The organism is Arthrobacter crystallopoietes (genome assembly GCF_002849715.1).
GTDB classification, from domain to species: Bacteria; Actinomycetota; Actinomycetes; order Actinomycetales; family Micrococcaceae; genus Crystallibacter; species Crystallibacter crystallopoietes.
In genome coordinates this window covers 2,175,372-2,197,415 of the sequence record NZ_CP018863.1, presented here as the reverse complement: position 1 = coordinate 2,197,415, position 22,044 = coordinate 2,175,372, and the positions used below count along the sequence as shown (strand labels likewise).

Below are 22,044 nucleotides of genomic sequence, written 5' to 3'. Positions count from 1 at the left end.
ACTGGGTACAAATTCGGATCGTTACTCAAGCGTTTACGTATTTGAAACCGACATATGGTTACATCTGCGCTACCGTAGGCCGGGTGAAGGCAATCCGCAGATTTACGGTCCGCACTGTTCTCCCTGACAACATCGCCGCCCTGGGCCGGCTGGCAGGCAATTTGCGCTGGTCCTGGCACCGGCCCACCCAGCAGTTGTTCGAGCGCCTTGACCCTGTTCTGTGGGCCAAAAGCCATGACCCGGTGGCGCTGCTGGGCTCGTTCAACCGCGAGCAGCTCCAGGCGCTGGCGGCCGACGCCGCGCTGGTGGAGCAGGTCCAGGCGCTGAGCGCGGACCTGGACCGGTACCTGAGCGATGACCGCTGGTACCAGACCCTCGGGTCGGAAGCGCCGGCGTCGATCGCCTACTTCTCCCCCGAATACGGCATCAGCTCCGTCCTCCCCCAGTACTCGGGCGGGCTCGGCATCCTCGCCGGGGACCATCTGAAGGCCGCCTCGGACCTGGGCGTGCCGCTGATCGGCGTCGGCCTGCTCTACGCGGCCGGCTACTTCAAGCAGTCGCTCAGCCGCGACGGCTGGCAGCAGGAAACGTACCCGGTGCTGGATCCGGACGGACTGCCGCTGACCCTCCTGCGCGAGGCCGACGGAACGCCTGCGCAGGTGGAACTGCCGCTGCCCAATGAGCGCCGCCTGCTGGCGCACATCTGGCGTGCCGACGTGGGGCGCGTGCCGCTGCTGCTGCTCGATTCGAATGTGGCAGGCAATGACGAGGCCGCGCGTCATATTACGGACCGGCTCTACGGCGGCGGCGGCGACCACCGGCTGCAGCAGGAACTGCTGCTGGGCATGGGCGGTGTGAAGGCCCTGCGCATCTACGAGCGGCTGACCGGTACGCCCGCACCGGAAGTTTTCCACACCAACGAAGGCCATGCCGGCTTCCTCGGCGTCGAACGGATCCGCGAGCTGATGGATACCGGGCTCAACTGGCACGAGGCGCAGGCCGCGGGCCGCGCCAACACGGTCTTCACCACGCACACCCCCGTACCGGCCGGAATCGACCGGTTCGAGAAGCTGCAAGTGGAGCATTTCTTCCGCGCCGGACTGGCCCCGAATGTGCCCATCGAGAAGATCCTGGCCCTGGGCGCGGAAAATTACGACGGCGGGGACCCCACCAAATTCAATATGGCCGTCATGGGCCTGCGGCTGGCCCAGCGGGCCAACGGCGTGGCCAAGCTGCACGGCGTGGTCTCCCGCGGCATGTTCTCCGGACTCTTCCCGGGGTTCGACACGCAGGAAGTGCCCATCGCCTCCGTCACCAACGGCGTCCACGTGCCCACCTGGGTGGACGCCCGGATTGCCGCGCTGGCCAAGGCCAAGTTCGGCACCGAGTCCGTGGTGGCACGGCAGTGGGACAAGGTCTACGACGTCGACGACGAGGAGATCTGGAACCTGCGCCGCGAACTGCGCTCCACCCTGATCGACGACGTCCGGCGGCGGCTGCGCTCCTCCTGGAAGAAACGCGGCGCCACGGATGCGGAGCTGGCCTGGACCAAAAACGTGCTCGATCCGGATGTGCTGACCATCGGCTTTGCCCGCCGCGTCCCCACGTACAAGCGGCTGACGCTCATGCTGCGCGATCCGGCCCGGCTCAAGGCACTGCTGCTGCACAAGGAGCATCCCATCCAGCTGGTCATCGCCGGCAAGTCACACCCCGCCGACGAGCAGGGCAAGCGGATGATCCAGGACCTGGTCCGTTTCACCGATGACCCCGCGATCCGGCACCGGATTGTCTTCCTGCCCAACTACGACATCGCCATGGCGCGCACGCTCTTCCCGGGCTGCGACGTCTGGCTGAACAACCCGCTGCGGCCGCTCGAGGCCTGCGGAACCTCGGGCATGAAGGCGGCCATCAACGGCGGACTGAACCTGTCCGTGCTCGATGGCTGGTGGGATGAAATGTACGACGGCGACAACGGCTGGGCGATTCCGACGGCGAATCCTTCCACGACATCCGGAACGGATTCGGTGGTTAGCCCCGAGGAACGCGACGATATCGAGGCCGCCGCCCTGTACGACCTGCTGGAGAATCAGGTGGCCCCGCGCTTCTACGGGGAGGCCGCCGAGGGCGCCGCTGCCGCCGGGCCATCCGCGCCGGTTGCACCCTCCGACCGGCTCCCGCACCAGTGGATTGCGATGATCCGCCATACCCTGGCCAATCTGGGGCCCGCCGTTTCGGCCGAGCGCATGGTCGAGGACTATGTCCGCCAGCTCTACACGCCCGCTTGCGCCGCAGGCCGCGACGCCCGCGCCGCGGACTTCGCCGTCGCCCGGGATTTTGCGGCCTGGATCACGCGGGTGCGCGCGGCCTGGCCCGACGTGTCAGTGGAACATGTGGACTCGCTCGGTGTGTCCGACAATCCGCAGATCGGGGATCCGCTGCGGGTCAATGCCTATGTACGCCTGGGCAAGCTCAGCCCATCGGACGTCTGCGTCGAGGTAGCCCACGGCCAGGTTGGCGAGGGCGATGAGCTGGACCAGACGGGCTTCGATGCGCTCTCCTTTAAAGAGGACTTGGGCGAGGGCCGGTTCCTGTTCAGCGGGGAGGTCATGATCGACCGTTCCGGTTCCTTCGGCTACACCGTGCGGGTCCTGCCGCTGCATGACTCCATGGCGGCGAAAGCCGAGCTCGGGCTGGTGGCCAACGCGAATTAGGCGGCTGACCGCCAACGCGGACTACGCCGTCGAGGAAGGTTGTTCCGCTGTGCCCACGGCGGTGCTGAAGCCGATCAGCTTATGCGTGCCATCGCAGTACGGCTTGATCGAGGACGCTCCGCAACGGCACAGCGCTACGGTCTTCCGGCGACGCGGTACCGGTTCACCGTCCGGGGTCACGATTTCGACGTCGCCGCGCAGCAGGAAGGGCCCGTCCGGGCAGGCTACGAGGACATTGCGCGGCTCGGCTGGCTCGGTTCGCTCGGCTGGCTCGATCGGCTCGGCTGGCTGCATGGGATGTTCCTTTCCTGGTCCCGTGGCGGGAGCGGTGATGAGGCGTGCAAGCGTTGGGCGGCATACTTCCGCCGCAGTTGGTAGCGGGGCGTGCCGGCCGCAGGCATCCGGTTGCCGGCGTATTTCACGCCACCGGCCAGCCGTTGGCCCAAGGCCAGCCAGATGCAGACGGCGCGTTCAAGCAGCCAGCACGGTGCCCACAGCGCCGCGGTCGGCGGGAAGACAGCGCGCCCGTTTTTCCGCCGTCGGCCGGCTTCCGCCATGGCGACAGCCGCCGCCAGCAACGGGATCCAGCGGGCCGGCCGGCGGGCCGCGAAGATCAGCAGCGGCAGCAGCGTAAGTTCCACGGCAAGCCGGACGGGCTGGGCGAAGTCGTCGTAGGCCTGGCGGACCCGCTGTCCCCTGAAGTGTGCGGCCGTGGCCGGCATCCGGCCGACAAAAAGATTGTCTGCCCGAAGTTCCCTTCCGCCGGCGGCCTTGACCGTGCGGATCAGCTCGAGGTTTTCGAACAATACGTCCCCGTCATAACCGTCCGTAGCCTCCAGCGCGCTGCGGCGGACCCCCAGCGTGCCGGGGAAGTCCGATGACACGGCGCGGTTGAGCAGGGTGCGGGCGGTGTCCCAGCGGGCATGCCAGGGCAGGGTCAGGAAGTAGTTTTGCGGCCGGACCACGTCCGCGCCTGCCAGCAGTCCCACCAGCCGGCGGAGCGCGGGAAGGGTGTAGCGGACGTCGTCGTCGGCCAGCACCAGGTACTCCTTGCTGCTCTGCCGTACGCCGGTCATGACGCCGGCGACCTTGCCGTTGCGCCCCGGCCAGGCTTCGGGCCTACGGTGCTCCACCAACCCGGCCCACGCCGCGGCATGCGCCTTATACAGTTCGGGGGCGGAGCCGTCCACCACGATGATCCGGATCCAGCCCGAGAGCACGCGGAGGTAACCGGTCAGCTCATCCAAGCCCTCGTCCGAAAACCAGCGCAACGGCAGAATGTACTCCGCCTCTGGCAGCTGCACCCCTTGCCCGCTGCGCTCGGTCCCTGTCACGCTGACGCCCCCGCCTGCCCGCGGACAGGACCGCCGCTGCTCATGCCGCCAGATCCAGCGGGATCCGCAGCGAGCTGCGCCCGGCCTGCCACGCCAACAGCTGGTGTGTTCCCACCAAAGCGTCCACGGCCAAAGCCGCCGCGGCCCCGAACAGGATGTCCGGCAGCAGATCCGGTTCTGCTTCCGCGAGTCCGCCAGCCAGATCGCGCCCGGCGATCTGTTCGTGGACGGCGTCGGCCTCGACATGCTCGTCGAAGTAGCCGGTCACATCCTCGCCGTGGCCGTGACGGCGGAAGCCCCGGCTGTAGAACTTGTTCGGAATGGACGAGGTCATCTCGTACGCCGCCAGATGCCCCACGATTGCGCCGCGCAATCGCCGGTTCAGGCCGAACAGCGACATCATATTGACCGAGGCCAGCGTCACGGCAGGGATCAGGTCCACATACGCGCCGTACTGATCGTCCAGCCCCAGGCCACGCATTGACCGGGCGAAGAGAGCCGAGTGCATCCTCTCCGGCCGGCCGCCGCCGTATTCGTCCGCCTGGATTTCTACCAGGGCCGCCTTGGCCCGTCCGGTCAGCCGCGGGATAGCCCAGCTGTGCGGATCCGCTTCCTTGAGCTGGTAGACGGAGCGGTGGATCAGGAACTCGCGCAGTTGCTCCGCCGTCGCCTCCTTGGCGACGTATTTCGAAACGCTGGGGCCGTCGTCGTCCCCCGTCAGTTTGAACAGCGCGGCCGCCACGTCCGCGGCTACGGGCGGCGGCGTTGCGGGCACGTCGGTCATCCGGCGGAGAACGCCCTCGAAGCGGCGTTCCAGCTCCAGCCGGAACGCGGTCAGCTCGGGATGCCATTCCCAGCGGTCGTCCGCCCCATCGATACCGCCATAGTGCAGTTCGTAGAGACAGAAGAGCGCAAGCTGCAGGTCGTCGTCGTCCATGAGTTGCACACCGGCCGCCGAATCCATGGCGGCGCCCAGCCTCGACATCGCGGGTACATGGTGTTGCGGTGCCGTGGCGAGGATGTCCATCAGGATCGAGCTCACCGGTCCGCGAGGCGTAGGCATTTTCATTATTTCTCCTGTTCCAAGGGAACCCCTTACTTCTAAGCATACTTACCAATACGATGGAATTTGTCCGACCAGGTCGGGTTCTCCCCAGGAGGTGATCATGACACACGAAGATACGACGGCAAAGGGATCGCAGGCACCATCGCCCGAAGACTCCCGGAAGCCCGATTCCCCCGGCGACATTAAGAAACCGTCGTGGCTCTATGTCTTCCGCAAGGCCATCCGTGAGTTCTCCGCGGACCAGTGCACGGACCTTGCTGCCGCCCTGACCTACTATGCAGTGCTGTCCTTGTTCCCGGCACTGCTGGCGCTGGTATCACTGCTCGGCGTCTTCGGACAGGGCGAACAGACCACCACGTTCATGACAGACATGCTCCAACGGGTGGCACCCGGCGGGGCAGCCGACACCATGCGCCAGCCGATCGAGCAGCTGGCGAGTGCGCCCACGGCGGGGCTGGCGCTGATCGTCGGTGTCGCCGGCGCTCTGTGGTCCGCTTCCGGCTACGTGAACGCGTTCAGCCGCGCGATGAACCGGATCTATGAAATCGAAGAGGGCCGGCCGTTCTGGAAGCTGCGCCCGGTCATGCTGCTGATCACCCTCGTGGTGGTAGTACTGGCGGCGCTGATGCTGCTCATCCTGATTCTGTCCGGTCCCGTTGCGGAAGGCCTGGGTTCGGCCATAGGACTCGGCGGCGTGGCGCTGACGGTGTGGAACATCGCCAAGTGGCCGGTGCTCGCTGCCTTCGCCGTGCTGGTGGTGGCGCTGCTCTACTACGCCACTCCCAACGTGAAGCAGCCGAAATTCCGCTGGATGAGCATGGGCGCGTTCATCGCCCTGCTGGTGCTGGCCATCACAACTGTCGGCTTTGCCTTCTACGTGGCGAATTTTTCCAACTACAACCGGACCTACGGCGCCATCGGCGGCATGATCGTGCTGCTGCTGTGGTTCTGGCTGTCCAATCTGTCCCTGCTCTTCGGCGCCGAGTTCGATGCAGAAACCGAACGCGGCCGCCAGCTGCAGGCAGGCATCGAGGCGGAGGAAACCATCCAGTTGCCGCCTCGTGATACCCGCAAGAGCGACAAGCAGCTCGAAAAAGAAAAGGAGGACATAGAGCGCGGCCGTTCTCTGCGCCGCAAGTACGCCCAGACCGAGGATGATTCCAGCGGCCCAGGCTAACCATCATCTGCTCCGCAGGAAGAAACCGACAAGGAAAAGGAATTGCGATGACTACGAATCCGAATACCGGCAATTACGACGACGGCGTTCCCGGCTACGGCCAGCCTGGCGGACCTGTCAGCCAGGATCCCTACGCCCCGGATCCTTATGCCACGCCGGCAGGCCAGCAGTCCAAGAGCGATACGGCTAAGGAAGAGGCCAGGGAAGTAGGCCGCGAGAGCAAAGCCGCCGGCGAGCATGTCAAGGAAACGGCCAAAGGCGAGGCGAAGCAGGTAGCACAGGAAGCCAAGCAGAAGGCCCGCGGCCTGATGTCCGAGCTCGGCGATGATGTCTACGGTCAGGCCAGCACCCAGCAGCAGCGCGCTGCATCGGGTCTGCGCTCCATCGGCGATGAGCTCCGCTCTATGTCCCAAAACTCGGAAGGTTCCGGCACGGCAACCCATCTTGTCAGCCAGGCGGCAGACAAGGCCAGCAACATGGCGGGCTGGCTGGAGAACCGCGATCCGGGCTCGTTGCTGGACGAGTGCAAGCGCTTCGCGCGCCAACGTCCCGGTGCCTTCCTCGCGATCGCGGCCGGCGCCGGACTGCTTGCAGGCCGGTTGACCCGCGGCATGACCGCCGACAGCGGTGGGTCGGGACAGGCCGGACAGGGCGCAACACAGTACGGCGGCGCACACCGCGCGACGCCGGCTGTGACCGATTATGACTATGACACGCAAAGCGCCGCCGGCTTCGCCGCCCCGGGCGCACAGACAGGCTCGGCACTCGGCGGAGCAGCCGGAGCTCCGGAAACCATCGGGTATCCCGCTGCCACACCCACCGGTGCCACCGAGCGCCAGGAAACGAATTCCGGGCTCGGCGGAGCGGCTGGCACGCCGGAGACCATCAGCTATCCGGAGGAACCACCGACCGGCGGCCGGGGCACCGCCATTCCGGAACGAGACCCGTATGAGGGCGGTGGGAGCCGATGACCGAGAACCGCGTGCCCGATCCCGGTCAGGTCCCGCCCACGCGCGCCGAAGTCAAGGCCGAGAACGAGTCGCTGGGCGATCTGCTCAGCGAAGTCAGCCGTGACCTTTCGGTGCTGATGCGCCAGGAACTGGAACTGGCCAAAGCCGAGCTCAAGGAATCCGGTACAAGGGCCGGCAAGGGCGTCGGGATGATGGTTGGTGCCGCGATCGCGGGCCACTTCGTCCTGCTGTTCCTCTCGATCGGCCTGTGGGATGCCCTCGGTGCCCTCATCGGCTGGGGCTGGTCCGCGGTGATTGTCGCTGTCATCTGGGCAATCATCGGCGCCATCCTCTTCGCCGTCGGCAAGAAGCAGATGAAGGCCATCCAGGGGATGCCACGCACCACGGAGTCCGTCAAGAAAATACCCGAAACTCTCAAGCCCAGTGAGGAAGCACGATGAGCCAGTCACCAGAAGAAATCCGAGCAGACATTGAACGTACCCGCGCGCGGCTTGGCACGGATGTAGACGCCGTCGCAGAGAAGGCCTCGCCCTCGAACATTGTGCACCGGCAGACGGACAAGGTGAAGGACTCCGTTGGCCGGGCCAAGGACAAGGTCATGGGTGCCAAAGACTCAGTCATGGGTGCCAAGGATGACGCGAGCGGCTCCGCCCGCTCCATGGCGCACGACGCCGGCGAAGCAGTCAGCGACGCACCGCACCAGATTGCCCGCAAGACCGAGGGCAATCCGCTGGCCGCCGGCTTGATCGCCTTCGGCGCCGGCTGGCTGGTCTCCTCCCTGTTCCCCGCCAGCAAGGTGGAGCAGCAGGCGGCCGAAAAGGTGAAGGACCAGGCCCAGCCCCTGGTCGAAGAGGTCAAGGGCTCCGCCCAGCAGGTGGCTCAGGATATGAAGGAGCCTGCCCGGCAAGCGGCCGAGGATCTGAAGACTTCGGCCCAGGAATCGGCGGAGAACGTCAAGGCCGAAGGCCAGACGGCGGCACAGGACGTCAAGGACCGGGCCGATACGGCACGGCAGCACGTCCAGGAGCCACCGGCCGGCCGGGTGTAGGGCGCTTCAGGGGTATCCGCTCCGGATTGGTCCGCGACTGTAGCAGAGCGGGACCTGACCAAGACGGGTAGAGGGGAACGACGGCGGTGGTGCACACCGCCGTCGTTCTCTAGTTTTCGCCCGGTAGCCAGGCGCGATAGACGCTGAGGGCATCCGCGCCGATGATCTCGCGTTCGCCGCTGCGCACCTTGGCGCCGCGGCGCTGGTCATCCAGCTTGGAGGTGGTCAGGACGAGTTCAAACATCCGGTTGTTGCCGTCCAGGATGCCGAAGTCCTTCAAGGCGCCAGCGCTGGGCATCGTGATCTTGCGCGGCTCGCACCTGCCGTTGATCACCACCAGCCCGTCGATGACGCCGTCCGGCGAGCCCATCAGCAACTGGACCGTCCGGCTGCCGGGATCCGTCCACTGCTCCTGGGTCATGGGTTCGCCCGCCTCGTTGAACCACAGCAGATAGGAGCTCTGTTCCCGGGTGGGATAACTGCGCGGCTGGCTGGTCAGGAAGGATTGCCGGATCCGCAGCAGCCGCCGCGTGATCTTGAACATCTGTTCCTGGCGGTCGTCGAGCACCCAGTTGAGCCAGGACAGCTCGTTGTCCTGGCAGTACGCGTTGTTGTTGCCGTGCTGGGTTTTGCCCAGTTCGTCCCCGGCGGTGATCATCGGGACGCCGAGCGAGAGCAGCAGCGTGGCCATCAGGTTCCGGGCGGAGCGGGCACGCGCGTCCAGGACGGCCGCGTCGCCGGTGGGACCTTCGACCCCGTGGTTGTAGCTGCGGTTGTGGTTGGTTCCGTCCCGGTTTTCTTCGCCGTTGTCCTCGTTGTGCTTGCGGTCGTACGACGTCAGGTCCGCTAGGGTGAACCCGTCATGGGCGGTGATGAAGTTTACCGACGCCAGCGAGCTGCGGCCCGAACCGGCGAAGACATCGGCCGAGCCGGCCAGACGGCTCGCCAGACGTGCCACCGATCCGCCCGGCATACCCTGGCTGATTGCGTGCTGGTCGCCGAGCCAGAAGTCCCGGACGGTATCGCGGAAGCGGTCGTTCCAGTCCGCCCAGCCGGCGGGGAAATTACCGGTCTGCCAGCCGCCCGGTGCCACGTCCCACGGCTCGGAAATCAGTTTGACGCGGGACAACGTGGGGTCTTCCGCCGTCGCGCGCAGAAACGGATGGCGCGGGTTGAAATGGCCGTCCTGGTCGCGGCAGAGCGAGACGGCCAGGTCGAAACGGAAACCATCGATATGGAACTCCTGGACCCAGTACCGCAGCGAGTCCAGCACCAAGGCCAGGACCTGCGGCTCGTTCAGGTCAAGGGTGTTGCCGCAGCCGGTGGTGTCCAGATAGTTGCCGTGGCCGTCGTGGCGGTAGTAGGTCTCGTCGCCCAGGCCGCGGAACGAGTAGGTCTGCTGGTGTTTGCCGCCCTCGGCGGTGTGGTTGTAGACCACGTCGAGAATGACTTCGAGCCCGGCTTCATGCAGGCTCTTGACCATGGACTTGAACTCGTCCTGCACAGCCTTCGGCCCCGCAGCGCGGGCGGCTCTGGTGGCGTACCGGGCGTGCGGGGCGAAAAAGCCCAGCGTGTTGTAGCCCCAGTAGTTGGACAGGCCAAGTTCCTGCAGGTGCGGCTCGTCGATATGGAAATGCACGGGCAGCAGCTGGACGGACGTGATACCCAGGTTCTTGAAGTACTCCAGCATGACCGGGTGCGCCAGGCCCGCATAGGTTCCGCGGAGCTCTTCGGGAATCTGCGGGTGGAGCTTGGTCTGGCCCTTGACGTGGCATTCGTACACCACCGTGTCCCGCCACGGCACGTCCGGCGGGGTGTCGCCGGCCCAGTCGAACCCGGCGTCCAGATGTACCGAACGGAAGATGCCGCCGTCGTCGTCAATCGCCCGGCCGTAAGGATCCAGCAGCAGTTGCCCCGCCCCGCCGTCGGGCAGGGCTTCACCGTGCGGCCACAATGCATACCGGCTGCCGGGGAGCAGACCTCGGACGATCCCGTGGTGCACGCCGTCGGTCAGCTCCGGCAATAGCGCGGAAGCCCATCGGCCGTCGGCGTCCTCGAAATGGATGTCCAGGGCGTCAGCCCCCGGCGCGAACACCGCCACGTTGACCTCCCCAGGGGCGAGCCCGGCAGCACCCGCGCTGACCCCCAGCGGGGAAGGCTTGGAGGGCCGGGAGGAACGGTTCTCGCGGCCCCGGAGCACGACGGTCGGCTTCGCCGTGCTGTTGATGGGAGTGACGGGATCGGCCAAAATCTGCCTGTTCTGTTGGTATGGCGGCACTACTGCGCTGCGCGCTGCCGGGATACTTCGTACAGGCTGATGCCTACGGCCATGGACGCGTTCAGCGATTCCATGTCGGAGTCGATCGGGATGGAGACGATCTGGTCGCAGTTCTCGCGGACGAGCCGGGACAGGCCCTTGCCCTCGGAGCCGACCACGATGCACAGCGGTTCGGTCGCCAGTTCCAGCCCGGGCAGCGAAACGTCACCGCTGCCGTCGAGGCCCACGACGTAGATGCCCAACTGCTTGAAGGCTTTGAGCGCGTTGTTCAGGTTGGAGGCCCGGGCCACCGGGACGCGCACGGCCGCACCGGCACTGGTCTTCCAGGCGGAGGCCGTCATGCCCACCGAGCGGCGCTCGGGCACAATGACGCCGTGGCCGCTGAAGGCCGAGGCCGACCGGATGATGGCGCCGAGGTTGCGCGGGTCAGTGATGCCGTCCAGCGCGACGAACAGCGGCGCGTTGCGGATGTAGCCCTTCTTGAACTTGGCCATGGTTTCCTCGGCCAGTTCCAGCGCGTCCTGGTAGTCGTACGGCGGGATCTGCAGGACCAGGCCCTGGTGGACGGCGTCGTCGGTCATCCGGTCCAGTTCGGGCTTGTGGGACTCCATCACCGGGATACCGCGTTCGGCGGCGAGCTTCAGGGATTCCTTGACCCGGTCATCCATCTCCACCCGGACCGCGACGTGCAGCGCCTTCGCCGGCACGCCGGCGCGCAGTGCCTCCACCACGGAGTTGCGCCCGGTGACGACCTCCTCGGCGGTCTTGCTGCGTCCGCGGGAGGCGCCGGCCCGGCCGGCGGGCCGCTTGGCGGCGGAACGCTCGGCTAGTTCCTTGCCGCGGTAGGCCTTGTGGTACGGCCGGTCCTCCGCCTTCGGGGTCGGCCCCTTGCCTTCGAGGGACTTGCGCCCGTGCCCTCCGGTCCCCGTGGTGGGGCCCTTCTTGGTCTTGCGCACCGCTCCGGGGCGTCCTTTGTTGGCCATGGTTTTACCTTCGGTCAGTCAAATATGCTCCGCACCGGTCGGCGCGGGATCAGTTTCTAGCGATTCCCGTCGTCCAGGTCTTGCCTATGCATACGAGTTTACCGGGCTGCCACAGTCCACGTGGGCCCGTCCGCGGAATCCTCCACCACGACGCCGGCCGCAGCCAGCGTGTCGCGGATGGCATCGGCCCTGGCCCAGTCCTTCGCTTCGCGCGCGGCCCGGCGTTCCTCAAGCTGCGCCTTGACCAAAGTATCCAGGGCCTGACGTGCGGCGATGTCGGTCCCGCCGGTGTTCCAGTGCGGATCCAGCGGGTTGATGAAGAGCACGTCCGTCATCGCCAGCACCTGGTGCAGCGCCCGCTCGATCCCCTCGCTGTCCTTGCCGTCCAGGGCGGTGTTGCCGGCGCGCACGGTCTCGTGGATGACGGCCAGCGCCTGCGGCACGTTCAGGTCATCGTCCATCGCGGCGCGGAAGGCCGCCGGGACATCGCTGTCCACGAAGCCGAAGTCTTCGCCATAGAGGAACTTCAGCGCCCGCTGCAGGAACCCTTCGATGCGTTCGACGGCGGCCGCGGCCTCCGTGAGCGAGCCCGGGTTGTAGTCCAGCGCGGAGCGGTACTGCGCCTGGCCCAGGTAGTAGCGGACCACCACAGGCCGGGCCAGCTCCAGCATTTCGGTCGGGGTGACGATGTTGCCCACGGACTTGGACATCTTTTCGCCCTCGTACGTGACCATGCCGTTGTGCATCCAGAAGTTGGCGAAGCCGTGGCCGGCGGCGCGGGACTGCGCCATCTCGTTTTCGTGGTGCGGGAACCGCAGGTCCAGTCCCCCGCCGTGGATGTCGAACTCCGGGCCCAGGTACTTGGTGACCATGGCCGAGCATTCCAGATGCCAGCCCGGGCGGCCGGTGCCCCACGGGCTGGGCCAGCTGGCGGTGGCGGGCTCGCCCTCCTTGTAACCCTTCCACAGCGCAAAGTCGCGCGGATCCTTCTTGCCGCGGGGACCGGCGTCGGGCGCTGCCTGCATGTCTTCGATCTTCTGCCGCGTCAGGGAGCCGTACTCGGACCACGAGCGCACGTCGAAGTAGACGTCGCCGGAGCCGTCCAGCGCGGGGTAGGCGTGGCCGCGGTCGATCAGCAGTGCGATGAGCTGGTGCATTTCCGGAATGTGCCCGGTGGCGCGCGGCTCGTAGGTGGGCCGCTGCACGCCGAGGATGTCGTAGGCGCGCTCGAAGGCCTGCTCGTAGCGGTAGGCCAGCGCCCACCACGGTTCGTTGGGGACCGCCAGCGGGTCCTCCAGCCCTTCCGGCAGGTAGGAGGCGGCGGATTTGGCCAGGATCTTGTCGTCGATGTCCGTAACATTGCGGACCACCGTGACCTCGTAGCCGCTGTAGCGCAGCCAGCGGGTCAGCTGGTCAAATGCGATGCCCGAGCGGATGTGGCCCACGTGCGGATCCCCCTGCACGGTGGCACCGCAGTAGTAGAGGCCTACCTTGCCCGCCTGCAGCGGGACGAAATCGCGGACTTCTGCACTGGCGGTGTCATAGAATCTCAGGCTCACCGCTCCAGATTAGCTGTCAGGGCTGGCGAACCGAAACAACGACGGCGGTCGCCACCGCCGCGATCCCCTCACCCCTGCCGGTGAAACCCAACCGGTCGCTGGTCGTGGCGGAGACGCTCACCGGCGCTCCCGCCGCCTGGGTGAGGGCCGCCTCGGACTCGTCCCGCCGCGGGGTGAACTTGGGCCGGTTGCCGATCAACTGCACGGCGACGTTGCCGATCTCGAACCCGGCGTCGCGGACAATCCGGGCGGCTTCGGCCAGCAGGGTGAGCCCGGACGCGCCAGCGTATTCCGGCCGGTCGGTGCCGAAGTGGGTGCCGAGATCGCCCACCCCCGCGGCCGAGAACAGGGCGTCCGCGGCCGCATGGGCCACCGGGTCGCCGTCGGAATGGCCGGCCAGGCCGCGTTCGCCTTCCCAGTGCAGGCCGCCCAGCCACAGCGGTTGGGGATCATCCTCGGGTGCATAGGCGTGGACGTCCACGCCTATGCCGGTGCGCGGAAGCGGGTAGGGAAACGTGGCCACGGATCAATCCTCCAGGGTCGGGACGGGCTGGTTTGCGGTGGCCGGCGGGCCGGTCCGGTCGCGGGCCGCCACCAATGCTTCGGCGGTCATCAGATCGAGCGGAGTGGTGATCTTCAGGGCCTCCGGCGATCCGGGCACCAGGAACACTTCGGTACCTTGGCTTTCCACCAGCATCGCATCGTCCGTGATCCCTTCGGCCTCCAGCGGACCCATCGCCGCCAGACTGCGGTGCGCGGCGGTCAGGGCGGCGGCGTCGAAACCCTGCGGGGTCTGCACTGCGCGCAGCAGGGAACGGTCCGGGGTTCCGGCCACCTTTTCACCGGCGATGGCCTGCTGGTCGGCTGCGGAGGGAACGGCAGTCTTGATGGTGTCCGCTACGGGGACCGCGGGAATGACGGCCTTCGCCCCGGCGGCCAGCGCCTCGACCACGCGGACGAAAACTTCCGGCGGCGTAAGGGCGCGGGCGGCATCGTGGACCAGGATGCCATCCAGGTCCGGACCCAGCCCGGCCAGTGCCCGGCTCACGGAAGCGGCACGGCTGGCGCCGCCCTCGACCGCTGTCACGGGAACCTGTCCGGAGGCCCCGGTGCAGACTTCCCGCAGCACGGAATCCCGCGGCGGCACGGCCACGCAGATCCGCTCCGCGATGCCTGAAGCCAGGATGCCCTCGAGTGCGTGCGCCAGAATGGTGCGTCCGGCCAGCGGCACCTGGGCTTTGGGCAGCCCGTAGCCAAGGCGTTGGCCGGAGCCGGCTGCAACAACAACGACGCCGATCCGCGGCGTGGAACTTCTGGGCACGGCCCAAGCCTATACCGGCATCAAAAAAGCGGCCGGTCCATCAGGACCGGCCGCTTTAAGTTTTATTGTGCCTTGCAGGCTGCCGGGTTAGGAGGCCAGGACCTCGTCGAGCACTTCAGCTGCCTTGTCTTCGTCTGTCTTTTCCGCAAGAGCCAGTTCGGAAATCAGGATCTGGCGGGCCTTGGCCAGCATGCGCTTTTCGCCTGCCGAAAGACCGCGGTCCTGCTCCCGGCGCCACAAGTCACGGACTACTTCCGCTACCTTGATAACGTCACCGGAGGCCAGTTTTTCCAGATTCGCCTTGTACCGACGCGACCAGTTGGTGGGTTCTTCAGTGAACTCGGCACGAAGAACGTCGAACACGTGCTCCAGGCCTTCCTTGCCCACTACATCCCGAACGCCAACCAGGTCTACGTTCTCTGCCGGAACCTCAATGGTCAGGTCACCCTGAGCCACGCGGAGCTTGAGATACATCTTCTCTTCGCCCTTGATGGTGCGCATCTTGATCTCTTCGATCTTCGCTGCACCGTGGTGAGGGTAAACTACCGTCTCGCCGACCTCAAATACCATGTGGACTTTCCCCTTTCCCGCCTACAAGTTTACCACGGAAAAAGGCCCTACTTCCCCGAGTTTGCGCTGGTCAGAGGCCCTCGGAGAGCCAAAATGACCGGCATTATGGTCTTGACGGATCCGACGATTGATGCATCCCGGGGTCGGCCTGACGCGTTCTTTACGGGTGCCGAGTCCTGTTTTTTGGGCAATTACGGCTAGGCTAGTGACCGTGTTGTGCTTTCTGTCCGCGCAACGCCCACTCATCTACAAAGCCTTTTGATTGAGGAGTTCCTGCTGTGAAGATTGCGCCGAAGAACCGTGTGCAGCGTGCCCTTGTAGCCGGCGCCGCCGCACTAGCCCTGCTGGGGACCGCAGGGTGCAGCGCCATCAATGAACAGGCGACGACGTTCTCCTACGCGGCCAGCGACGGCGTCGTGGCCGACATCGGCCCGATCGACCTGCGCAACCTGATGATCATCGCCACCGATGCCGAGTCGCCGGGCCGGGTGCTGGGCACGGCCGCAAACACCTCGGACTCCCCCGTCCAGCTGAGCCTGGCCGTCGCCGGCACCAACGCAAGCGTTACCGTTCCGGCCAACGGGCAGATCCGCTTCGAGCAGGACGAGAACGAAACGATCCTCAGCAACCCGGGCGGCATTCCCGGTTCCATCGTTGACGTCACCGTTCAGGTCAACTCGGACTCCCAGGTTATCGGTGTACCGGTCCTGGACGGCACCCTCGCCGAATACACCGAGTTCGTACCCGGCGGTACCCCGGCCGAAACCAGCACTCCGGCCGAAAGCGCCAGCCCGGAAGCAACCGAGGCAGCAACCGAAACGGCGTCGCACTAGCCGCTGCCCCGAGCCGGCCAGGCCGGACTGGGCATATAAGAAGGACCGCACTCGCAATGAACTGGTCCCCGAAAGTTGGACTGGCTAAATAGATACTAGGCCGCGAGGGCCTGGGCACGGTATTGCACCGGGCTCAGGCCCTCGAGCTTTGTCGAGATCCGGTCGTTGTTGTACCAGCGAATATACTCGTGCAGATCCGCTGCCAATGCGTCGGTGCTGAGGAACCGGATTTGGTGGACGAGCTCTTCTTTGAGGTGTCCGAAGAAGTTTTCCATCACAGCGTTGTCGTAGCAGTTGCCCTTGCGGGACATTGACTGAACCGCGCCGGCACCCTCAAGGAGATCGCGCCAGGAACGATGCTGGTACTGAAAGCCTTGATCCGAGTGCACGAGTGGCTGCTCGCCGGGATTCAGACATGTCAGGGCCTGACGCAGTGAAGCGTTGGTCAGGGCCAGGTTTGGGGATGCGCCGATCGTGTAGGAGATGATCTGACGGTCGAACAGATCCATAACCGGTGAGAGGTAGAGTTTCCGCTCATTGACGCTGAACTCGGTCACGTCGGTTACCCACTTCTGGTTCGGCGCCGTTGCGTCGAACTCCCGGTTCAGCAGATTGGACGCCACGACGCCTTGGTCGCCCTGGTAGGAGTTGTAGCGCTTCTTCCGCCGAACCTTGCATTCCAGTCCAAGGACACGCATGAGCTTCAGAACGGTCTTCTTCGCGACGTTCCAGCCCTGTTTGAGCAGTTCTGTGTGGATGCGCCGGTGCCCGTACCGGGCATGATTTGCCGTGAAAATGCTCGTGATCTCGGCTTTGAGTGCCGACTGCCGGTCAGGCGTTTGGAAACGCGCCTGGTGGTAGAAAAACGTGGAGCGGGCCAGCCCGGCAACGTCCAAAAGCACGTCGAGGCGGTGTTCGGCCTTGAGAGCGATGACGGCGCGAACCTTTAGCGCCGTTCCTCGTCCCTCAAGGCCTGCACTTTTCCCAGGAACGCCACCTCGGCCCGCAGGCGCTCGTTCTCACGGCGAAGCCGCGCCAGCTCCGACTCAGGTTTCCTTGCTGCCCCGGGATTCGTCTTCGGGCGGCCCTTCGGCTTGGGGCGCAGCCCATCTTCGCCTTCGGTCCGGTACTGACGCGCCCACTTCTCGATCAACAGCGGAGAAGAGAGCCCAAGCTCCTTCGCAAGGGCGACTTTGGGCTCACCTCCGCGGTATCGCTGCACAGCATCAAGCTTGAACTCAAACGAGTACACCGGACGGGTTGGCTTCGCCACCAGCGTCGAACCTCCGCGTATCCGCCATCGACCATACAACCGTTTGATGGCACTTCTACCTACACCGAGCCGGGTCGCTACCGCCCAAGCACCCCAACCCGTTTCAAACAACGCTACCGCCGCCTCGCGCTGTTCCTCGGACAACGAACTTCTTCCATGCATAAAACTACTCCCCGAAAGTCAGAACTGATTTCTCAGTCCAACTTTCGGGGAGCAGTTCACAAGGAGTGCGGTCCTTCTGTCTATACCACTGGGTCTACGGCTCGAATTTGTAGCCGAGGCCGCGGACGGTGACCAGGTAACGCGGGGCGGACGGGTCTGGCTCCACCTTGCTGCGCAGCCGCTTCACGTGGACGTCCAGGGTCTTGGTATCGCCGACATAGTCGGAGCCCCAGACCCGGTCGATCAGCTGGCCGCGGGTGAGCACCCGGCCCGCGTTGCGCAGCAGCATTTCCAGCAGCTCGAACTCCTTCAGCGGCAGGGAGACCTGCTCGCCGCTGACACTGACCACGTGCCGCTCGACATCCATCCGCACCGGGCCGGACTGGACGGTGTTGGAAATCAGCTCTTCCGGCTCGCCCTGGCGGCGCAGGACAGCGCGGACCCGGGCTACCAGTTCGCGCGAGGAATAGGGCTTGGTGACGTAGTCGTCGGCGCCCAGCTCCAGGCCGACCACCTTGTCGATCTCCGCATCCTTGGCGGTCAGCATGATCACGGGTACGTTGGACCGCTGGCGCAGCTGCCGGCAGACCTCGGTGCCGGACTGTCCCGGCAGCATCAGATCCAGCAGGACCAGGTCCGCACCGGACCGGTCAAACTCCACCACGGCGTCCAAGCCGTTGTCGACAACCTGTACTTCAAAGCCCTCTTTGCCCAGGAGATAACTCAGCGGATCGCTCAGCGACTCTTCATCTTCGACAACCAGAATGCGGGTCAAGCACTAACTCCTTGCTCACGGGCGCCTGCGCCCTTTGGTGTTCCCTGGGCCGGTTCAACACCGGCCTCGTCCTCGGAATCGGACTGCTCCATCTCCGGCAGCCGGACGGTAAAGGTCGATCCCTGCCCAGGCTGGGACCAGACCGAAATTTCGCCGCCATGCTGCGAAATGACGTGTTTGACGATGCTCAGGCCCAGCCCGGTTCCGCCGGTCTGCCGCGACCGCGCGGCATCGATCCGGTAAAAGCGCTCGAAGATCCGGTCCTGCTCGTCCTGGCTGATCCCGGGTCCCTGGTCGGTAACCGATACGGTGGCGAGGCCGTCGCGGGTTCGCATCCCGACTCCCACGGTGGAGCCCTCCGGCGCATAGCGGATGGCGTTGTCGATGAGGTTGCGCAGCGCGGTCATGAGCAGGTCGGCGTCCCCGTAGACTTCGTTGTCCACCTTGCCGCCCACCACAATCTTGATGTCCTTGCTTTCGGCCGGCAGCCGGTTGCGGTCCACGGCTTCGGCGACCACCGCGTTGAGGTCGACAGCCTCACCGGACTGCACCACGTCGGCACTTTGCAGCCGCGACAGTTCGATAATGTCCTGCACGAGCGCGCTGAGCCGTTTGGATTCCTTCTCCATCCGCTTGGCGAACCGACGCACTGCCACCTCGTCATCCGCGGCCTCTTCAATCGCCTCGGCCAGCAGCGACAGGGCGCCGACCGGGGTTTTCAGTTCGTGCGAGACGTTGGCGACGAAGTCAGTGCGCATGGCCTCGGTTCGGGTGATTTCGGTGCGGTCGTCGGCCAGCAGCAGGATGTATTCGTCCCCGATGGGGGCTACCCGCACCTGCACGATGATCGTGCCCTGGCCCAGCGGGCCGCGGGGCAGTTCCAGCTGGCGTTCTTCGATGACGCCGTCGCGGCGGACCCGCGCGGTCAGTTCCAGCAGTTCCTTGTGCACCACGGTGTGGCCGCGGACCAGGCCGAAGGCATAGGCGCCCGGGCTCGCACGCACTACGCCGTCGATCACATCAACAATCACGTAGGCACGTCCGACGACGGACAGCACTTCCGCCGAGCCATCAGGAATGGTCGGCTCGGCAACTTCGATGCGGTCCCGCCGCTGGCTCTCGCTCAGCCTGAAGGCGAGCACACCAAAGGCACCCAGCACGATGCCGGCCAGTCCGGCCAGCAGGCCGATCATCAGAGCACTCACGCCTCTAGCTTATGCCTACGACAGCGCCACAATTACCCGTTCCAGTAGTAATCAAACAGGGGTTCAACTAACGTTCACCTAGAGACGGGTAACAGTTCACCGGGCACTGAAAGTCTGCTTGGTAAGTGTGACCATAACTATTGCAACAAGCGAAAGGACGCCCTGTGCGCAAGGTATTCCAGGCGGAGCTCCACCAGGTCGGCGAACAGCTGATCGAGATTTCACGGCTCGTAGCCGAAGCGATGGAGAAGGCGAACCAGTCGTTTGTCAACGCCGATATCGAACTCGCCCAGGAGGTCATCGCCGCCGATGCGCGGATCGATTTCCTGCAGAACGACCTGGACGAACGCGCCATTGAGATCCTGGCGCTCCAGGGACCCGTGGCTTCGGACCTGCGCATGATCGTGGGGGCGCTGCGGATGAGTGCGTCACTGGAGCGGATGGGCGATCTGGCCCGCCATGTGGCACAGCTGGCGCGCATGCGCTACCCGGCGAATGTCAGCCCCGAGTCGCTGCGCCCCACCTTCGCGGAGCTCGCCGAGAACGACATTGCCATTGCCCGGAAGCTGACGGAGTTGCTGGACACCCGCAACCTCGAGCTGGCCCGGGACATCAACCGCCACAACGACCGCATCAACGAACTGCATGCCGGGATCTTCAAGGCCATTGCGGCTCCCGACTTCCCCGGCAATGCTCCCACCGCCGTCGATGTTTCACTGGCCAGCCGCTACTTCGAGCGCTTCGCGGATCACGGCGTCTCGGTGGCGCGCAAGGTTACCTACCTGGTGACCGGCGAGTGGGCGCCGAACGGCGCGTCCCACTAGACGTTCCACAAGGGCCGCGACCGTCCGGCCGCAAGCCCCCGGATTTAACAGCGAAGGCCGGCCCCAAGCGCAGCAACTGCGCTGGGGCCGGCCCTTCGGCGTTTGAGAGGCTGCGGGCTACTTCTTGCCTTGGTTGGCCACGGCTTCGATGGCGGCCGCGGCAGCATCGGCGTCGAGGTAGGTGCCGCCGGCCTTGACGGGCTTGAGGTCTTCGTCCAGTTCGTACACCAGCGGGATGCCGGTGGGGATGTTCAGGCCGGCAATGTTGTCGTCGCTAATGCCGTCCAGGTGCTTGACCAGGGCGCGCAGGGAGTTACCGTGCGCGGCCACCAGCACAGTCTTGCCGGCTTTCACGTCCTTGGAAATGTCCGACTCCCAGTACGGGATGAACCGCTCCAGCACGTCCTTGAGGCACTCGGTGCGCGGGATGTTGCCGTTGAGGTCCGCGTAGCGAGGGTCCCCCACCTGCGACCATTCGCTGGAGTCATCCAGCTTGGGCGGCGGTGTGTCGTACGAGCGGCGCCACAGCATGAACTGCTCGTCGCCGAACTCTTCGCGGATCTGCGCCTTGTCCTTGCCCTGCAGCGCGCCGTAGTGGCGCTCGTTCAGGCGCCAGTCCCGCTTGACGTCGATCCAGTCCCGGTCCGCCGCCTCCAGCGCAATGTTCGCGGTGACGATGGCACGCTTCAGTCGCGAGGTGTACAGGACATCGGGCAGGATGCCCGCCTCGACCAGCAGTTCGCCGCCGCGCTTGGCCTCGGCCCGGCCCTGTTCGGTCAGCGGAACGTCCACCCAGCCGGTGAAGAGGTTTTTCTCGTTCCAGTCGCTTTGGCCGTGCCGCAGCAGAATCAGCTTGAAGTTCGAAGAGGCAGTCATGGCTGTAATCCTAGCGTTTACACGCCTTTCCCAGCCGCCCGCGACCGTGACGTTACGCACGCTGCTGCGCCGCGCCCCGCTGTCGTCATTCGGGTCTTTCCCGCTGTGACCTGCGGATTTAGTTTCCATCAGGGGAATTACGACGGCGGTGGGCGGCCGCCGTCGTCATCTCGTGTTTCCGCGCGGCACTTATTCTTTTTCCTTGTGCCCAGCCTGAAGACTGCCCCCGCCGCGTCCGGCCACACTGTGGAGTACCCGAGGGGCGGCCCCGGCAGGCCGGGCAAACCGGTCGGTTCGATCACGCGGGGCACCACCAATCCGAACCGGCTGCGGCGGATGGACCGCTGGCTCTCCGGCCCGAGCGCGGCCAGCGTCAAAAAGGCAGCGGACCCGCTGGTCATCGATCTGGGCTACGGCGCCGCGCCGATCACCGCCGTCGAACTCCACCACCGGCTGGCCAAGGTGCGCCCCGATGTCGAAGTGATCGGGATCGAGATCGAACCCGAGCGGGTCCGCCGCGCCAAAGCACTGGAGCGTCCGGGGCTGAGTTTCCGGCAGGGCGGCTTTGAGATCCCGGTGGCGGGACGCCGTCCGGCCGTGGTGCGCGCCTTCAATGTGCTGCGCCAATATGACGAGACGGAGTACGCCGCGCACTGGGACATGGTCCGGGCGCGGCTGGCGCCGGGCGGGCTGTTCATCGACGGCACCTGCGACGAGATCGGCCGGCGCGCCACTTGGGTGGCTATTGCGCCCGAGGGGCCGGTGTCGCTAAGCATCTCGCTGCGGTTCGGCGCCTTCGTCCGGCCCTCCGATGTGGCCGAGCGGCTGCCGAAGGCACTGATCCACCACAATTTCCCGGGCGAGAAGATCCACCGCTATCTGCAGGCGCTGGATAAGGCCTGGGCGGAGGCCGCCGTGCTGGCATCCTTCGGCAACCGGCAGCGGTGGCTGGCGATGTGCCACAGCATGGTCGCAGCCGGCTGGCCCGTGCTGGACGGGCCGTCGCGGTGGCGCCTGGGTGAAGTGACGGTGGCCTGGGCGGCAGTGGAGCCGGGTTACCAGGGTTTGTAGGAGCCGT

22 protein-coding genes are annotated in these 22,044 nt (G+C 65.8%); 8 read left to right on the top strand and 14 right to left on the bottom strand.

The genetic code is table 11. From position 1 onward, the window contains the following. Positions 1–83: 83 nt before the first annotated feature. The gene (glgP, locus tag AC20117_RS10380) at positions 84–2,711 is read left to right on the top strand and encodes an alpha-glucan family phosphorylase (protein ID WP_074699796.1); all 2,628 of its coding nucleotides are present in this window, start codon (positions 84–86) and stop codon (positions 2,709–2,711) included. Positions 2,712–2,732: 21 nt separating this feature from the next. Here glgP and AC20117_RS10375 read toward each other — a convergent pair whose 3' ends face one another. Genes AC20117_RS10375 through AC20117_RS10365 form a run of 3 tightly spaced genes read right to left on the bottom strand, consistent with a single transcriptional unit; the run spans position 2,733 to position 5,114 of the window. Continuing rightward, positions 2,733–3,005 (bottom strand): CDGSH iron-sulfur domain-containing protein, encoded by a 273-nt coding sequence (locus tag AC20117_RS10375; RefSeq protein ID WP_074699797.1) that lies wholly within the window; start codon positions 3,003–3,005, stop codon positions 2,733–2,735. Further along, the gene (locus tag AC20117_RS10370) at positions 2,936–4,045 is read right to left on the bottom strand and encodes a glycosyltransferase family 2 protein (RefSeq protein ID WP_083339620.1); all 1,110 of its coding nucleotides are present in this window, start codon (positions 4,043–4,045) and stop codon (positions 2,936–2,938) included. Before AC20117_RS10370 ends, AC20117_RS10375 begins: the two co-directional genes overlap by 70 nt. Before the next feature lie 40 nt (positions 4,046–4,085). Beyond that, positions 4,086–5,114, bottom strand: coding sequence for an iron-containing redox enzyme family protein (locus tag AC20117_RS10365; RefSeq protein WP_074699798.1), 1,029 nt, complete (start codon positions 5,112–5,114; stop codon positions 4,086–4,088). 97 nt (positions 5,115–5,211) lie between these two features. Here AC20117_RS10365 and AC20117_RS10360 point away from each other — a divergent pair, with 97 nt between their 5' ends. From AC20117_RS10360 to AC20117_RS10345, 4 genes are read left to right on the top strand one after another with little or no spacing between them, the layout of a single operon-like run. Further along, the gene (locus tag AC20117_RS10360) at positions 5,212–6,288 is read left to right on the top strand and encodes a YihY/virulence factor BrkB family protein (RefSeq protein WP_074699799.1); all 1,077 of its coding nucleotides are present in this window, start codon (positions 5,212–5,214) and stop codon (positions 6,286–6,288) included. A 47-nt stretch (positions 6,289–6,335) separates the two neighbouring features. Further along, on the top strand, positions 6,336–7,259 hold the full coding sequence (locus AC20117_RS10355) for an ATP synthase subunit B family protein (RefSeq protein ID WP_074699800.1): 924 nt from the start codon (positions 6,336–6,338) through the stop codon (positions 7,257–7,259). Next, complete coding sequence (locus AC20117_RS10350) at positions 7,256–7,699, top strand: phage holin family protein (protein ID WP_074699801.1); 444 nt, start codon at positions 7,256–7,258, stop codon at positions 7,697–7,699. The genes AC20117_RS10355 and AC20117_RS10350 overlap by 4 nt, the downstream gene beginning before the upstream one ends. Continuing rightward, positions 7,696–8,307 carry a DUF3618 domain-containing protein gene (locus AC20117_RS10345; RefSeq protein ID WP_074699802.1) on the top strand — a complete coding sequence of 204 codons (612 nt, stop codon included), beginning with the start codon at positions 7,696–7,698 and terminating at the stop codon, positions 8,305–8,307. Before AC20117_RS10350 ends, AC20117_RS10345 begins: the two co-directional genes overlap by 4 nt. Before the next feature lie 109 nt (positions 8,308–8,416). Here AC20117_RS10345 and glgX read toward each other — a convergent pair whose 3' ends face one another. From glgX to AC20117_RS10315, 6 genes are all read right to left on the bottom strand, one after another. Further along, positions 8,417–10,507 carry a glycogen debranching protein GlgX gene (gene glgX, locus AC20117_RS10340; RefSeq protein WP_074703059.1) on the bottom strand — a complete coding sequence of 697 codons (2,091 nt, stop codon included), beginning with the start codon at positions 10,505–10,507 and terminating at the stop codon, positions 8,417–8,419. Between the two features lie 77 nt (positions 10,508–10,584). Next, positions 10,585–11,568, bottom strand: coding sequence for a 23S rRNA (guanosine(2251)-2'-O)-methyltransferase RlmB (gene rlmB / locus AC20117_RS10335; protein ID WP_074699803.1), 984 nt, complete (start codon positions 11,566–11,568; stop codon positions 10,585–10,587). Between the two features lie 98 nt (positions 11,569–11,666). Further along, on the bottom strand, positions 11,667–13,127 hold the full coding sequence (cysS, locus tag AC20117_RS10330) for a cysteine--tRNA ligase (protein WP_074699804.1): 1,461 nt from the start codon (positions 13,125–13,127) through the stop codon (positions 11,667–11,669). Positions 13,128–13,143: 16 nt separating this feature from the next. Further along, positions 13,144–13,650 (bottom strand): 2-C-methyl-D-erythritol 2,4-cyclodiphosphate synthase, encoded by a 507-nt coding sequence (gene ispF / locus AC20117_RS10325; protein WP_074699805.1) that lies wholly within the window; start codon positions 13,648–13,650, stop codon positions 13,144–13,146. A gap of 3 nt (positions 13,651–13,653) precedes the next feature. Further along, positions 13,654–14,448, bottom strand: a complete 795-nt coding sequence (gene ispD, locus AC20117_RS10320; RefSeq protein ID WP_083339621.1) for a 2-C-methyl-D-erythritol 4-phosphate cytidylyltransferase — start codon at positions 14,446–14,448, stop codon at positions 13,654–13,656. Positions 14,449–14,535: 87 nt separating this feature from the next. Further along, a complete protein-coding gene (locus tag AC20117_RS10315) occupies positions 14,536–15,018 on the bottom strand; it encodes a CarD family transcriptional regulator (RefSeq protein ID WP_074699806.1) in 483 nt (160 codons plus the stop codon). Between the two features lie 278 nt (positions 15,019–15,296). Between AC20117_RS10315 and AC20117_RS10310 the strand changes: the two genes are divergently transcribed. Next, positions 15,297–15,851 (top strand): hypothetical protein, encoded by a 555-nt coding sequence (locus AC20117_RS10310; protein ID WP_083339622.1) that lies wholly within the window; start codon positions 15,297–15,299, stop codon positions 15,849–15,851. 95 nt (positions 15,852–15,946) lie between these two features. Here AC20117_RS10310 and AC20117_RS10305 read toward each other — a convergent pair whose 3' ends face one another. The 4 genes from AC20117_RS10305 to AC20117_RS10295 all read right to left on the bottom strand — a co-directional run bounded on the left by AC20117_RS10305 (position 15,947) and on the right by AC20117_RS10295 (position 19,257). Continuing rightward, on the bottom strand, positions 15,947–16,753 hold the full coding sequence (locus tag AC20117_RS10305) for an IS3 family transposase (protein WP_236777502.1): 807 nt from the start codon (positions 16,751–16,753) through the stop codon (positions 15,947–15,949). A 44-nt stretch (positions 16,754–16,797) separates the two neighbouring features. Further along, entirely contained in the window at positions 16,798–17,124 is a 327-nt protein-coding gene (locus tag AC20117_RS23695) for a helix-turn-helix domain-containing protein (protein WP_211482271.1), read from the bottom strand. A 256-nt stretch (positions 17,125–17,380) separates the two neighbouring features. Next, positions 17,381–18,061: a winged helix-turn-helix domain-containing protein gene (locus AC20117_RS10300; protein WP_074699808.1), complete on the bottom strand. Its 681-nt coding sequence runs from the start codon at positions 18,059–18,061 to the stop codon at positions 17,381–17,383. Beyond that, complete coding sequence (locus AC20117_RS10295; RefSeq protein WP_074703065.1) at positions 18,058–19,257, bottom strand: sensor histidine kinase; 1,200 nt, start codon at positions 19,255–19,257, stop codon at positions 18,058–18,060. Before AC20117_RS10295 ends, AC20117_RS10300 begins: the two co-directional genes overlap by 4 nt. Before the next feature lie 173 nt (positions 19,258–19,430). Here AC20117_RS10295 and phoU point away from each other — a divergent pair, with 173 nt between their 5' ends. Continuing rightward, positions 19,431–20,090 (top strand): phosphate signaling complex protein PhoU, encoded by a 660-nt coding sequence (phoU, locus tag AC20117_RS10290; protein WP_074699809.1) that lies wholly within the window; start codon positions 19,431–19,433, stop codon positions 20,088–20,090. 117 nt (positions 20,091–20,207) lie between these two features. On the opposite strand, the gene AC20117_RS10285 is transcribed toward phoU, so the two are convergent. Continuing rightward, positions 20,208–20,966: a phosphoglyceromutase gene (locus tag AC20117_RS10285; protein WP_074699810.1), complete on the bottom strand. Its 759-nt coding sequence runs from the start codon at positions 20,964–20,966 to the stop codon at positions 20,208–20,210. A 336-nt stretch (positions 20,967–21,302) separates the two neighbouring features. Here AC20117_RS10285 and AC20117_RS10280 point away from each other — a divergent pair, with 336 nt between their 5' ends. Further along, a complete protein-coding gene (locus tag AC20117_RS10280) occupies positions 21,303–22,037 on the top strand; it encodes a class I SAM-dependent methyltransferase (protein WP_236777564.1) in 735 nt (244 codons plus the stop codon). Positions 22,038–22,044 lie beyond the last annotated feature (7 nt).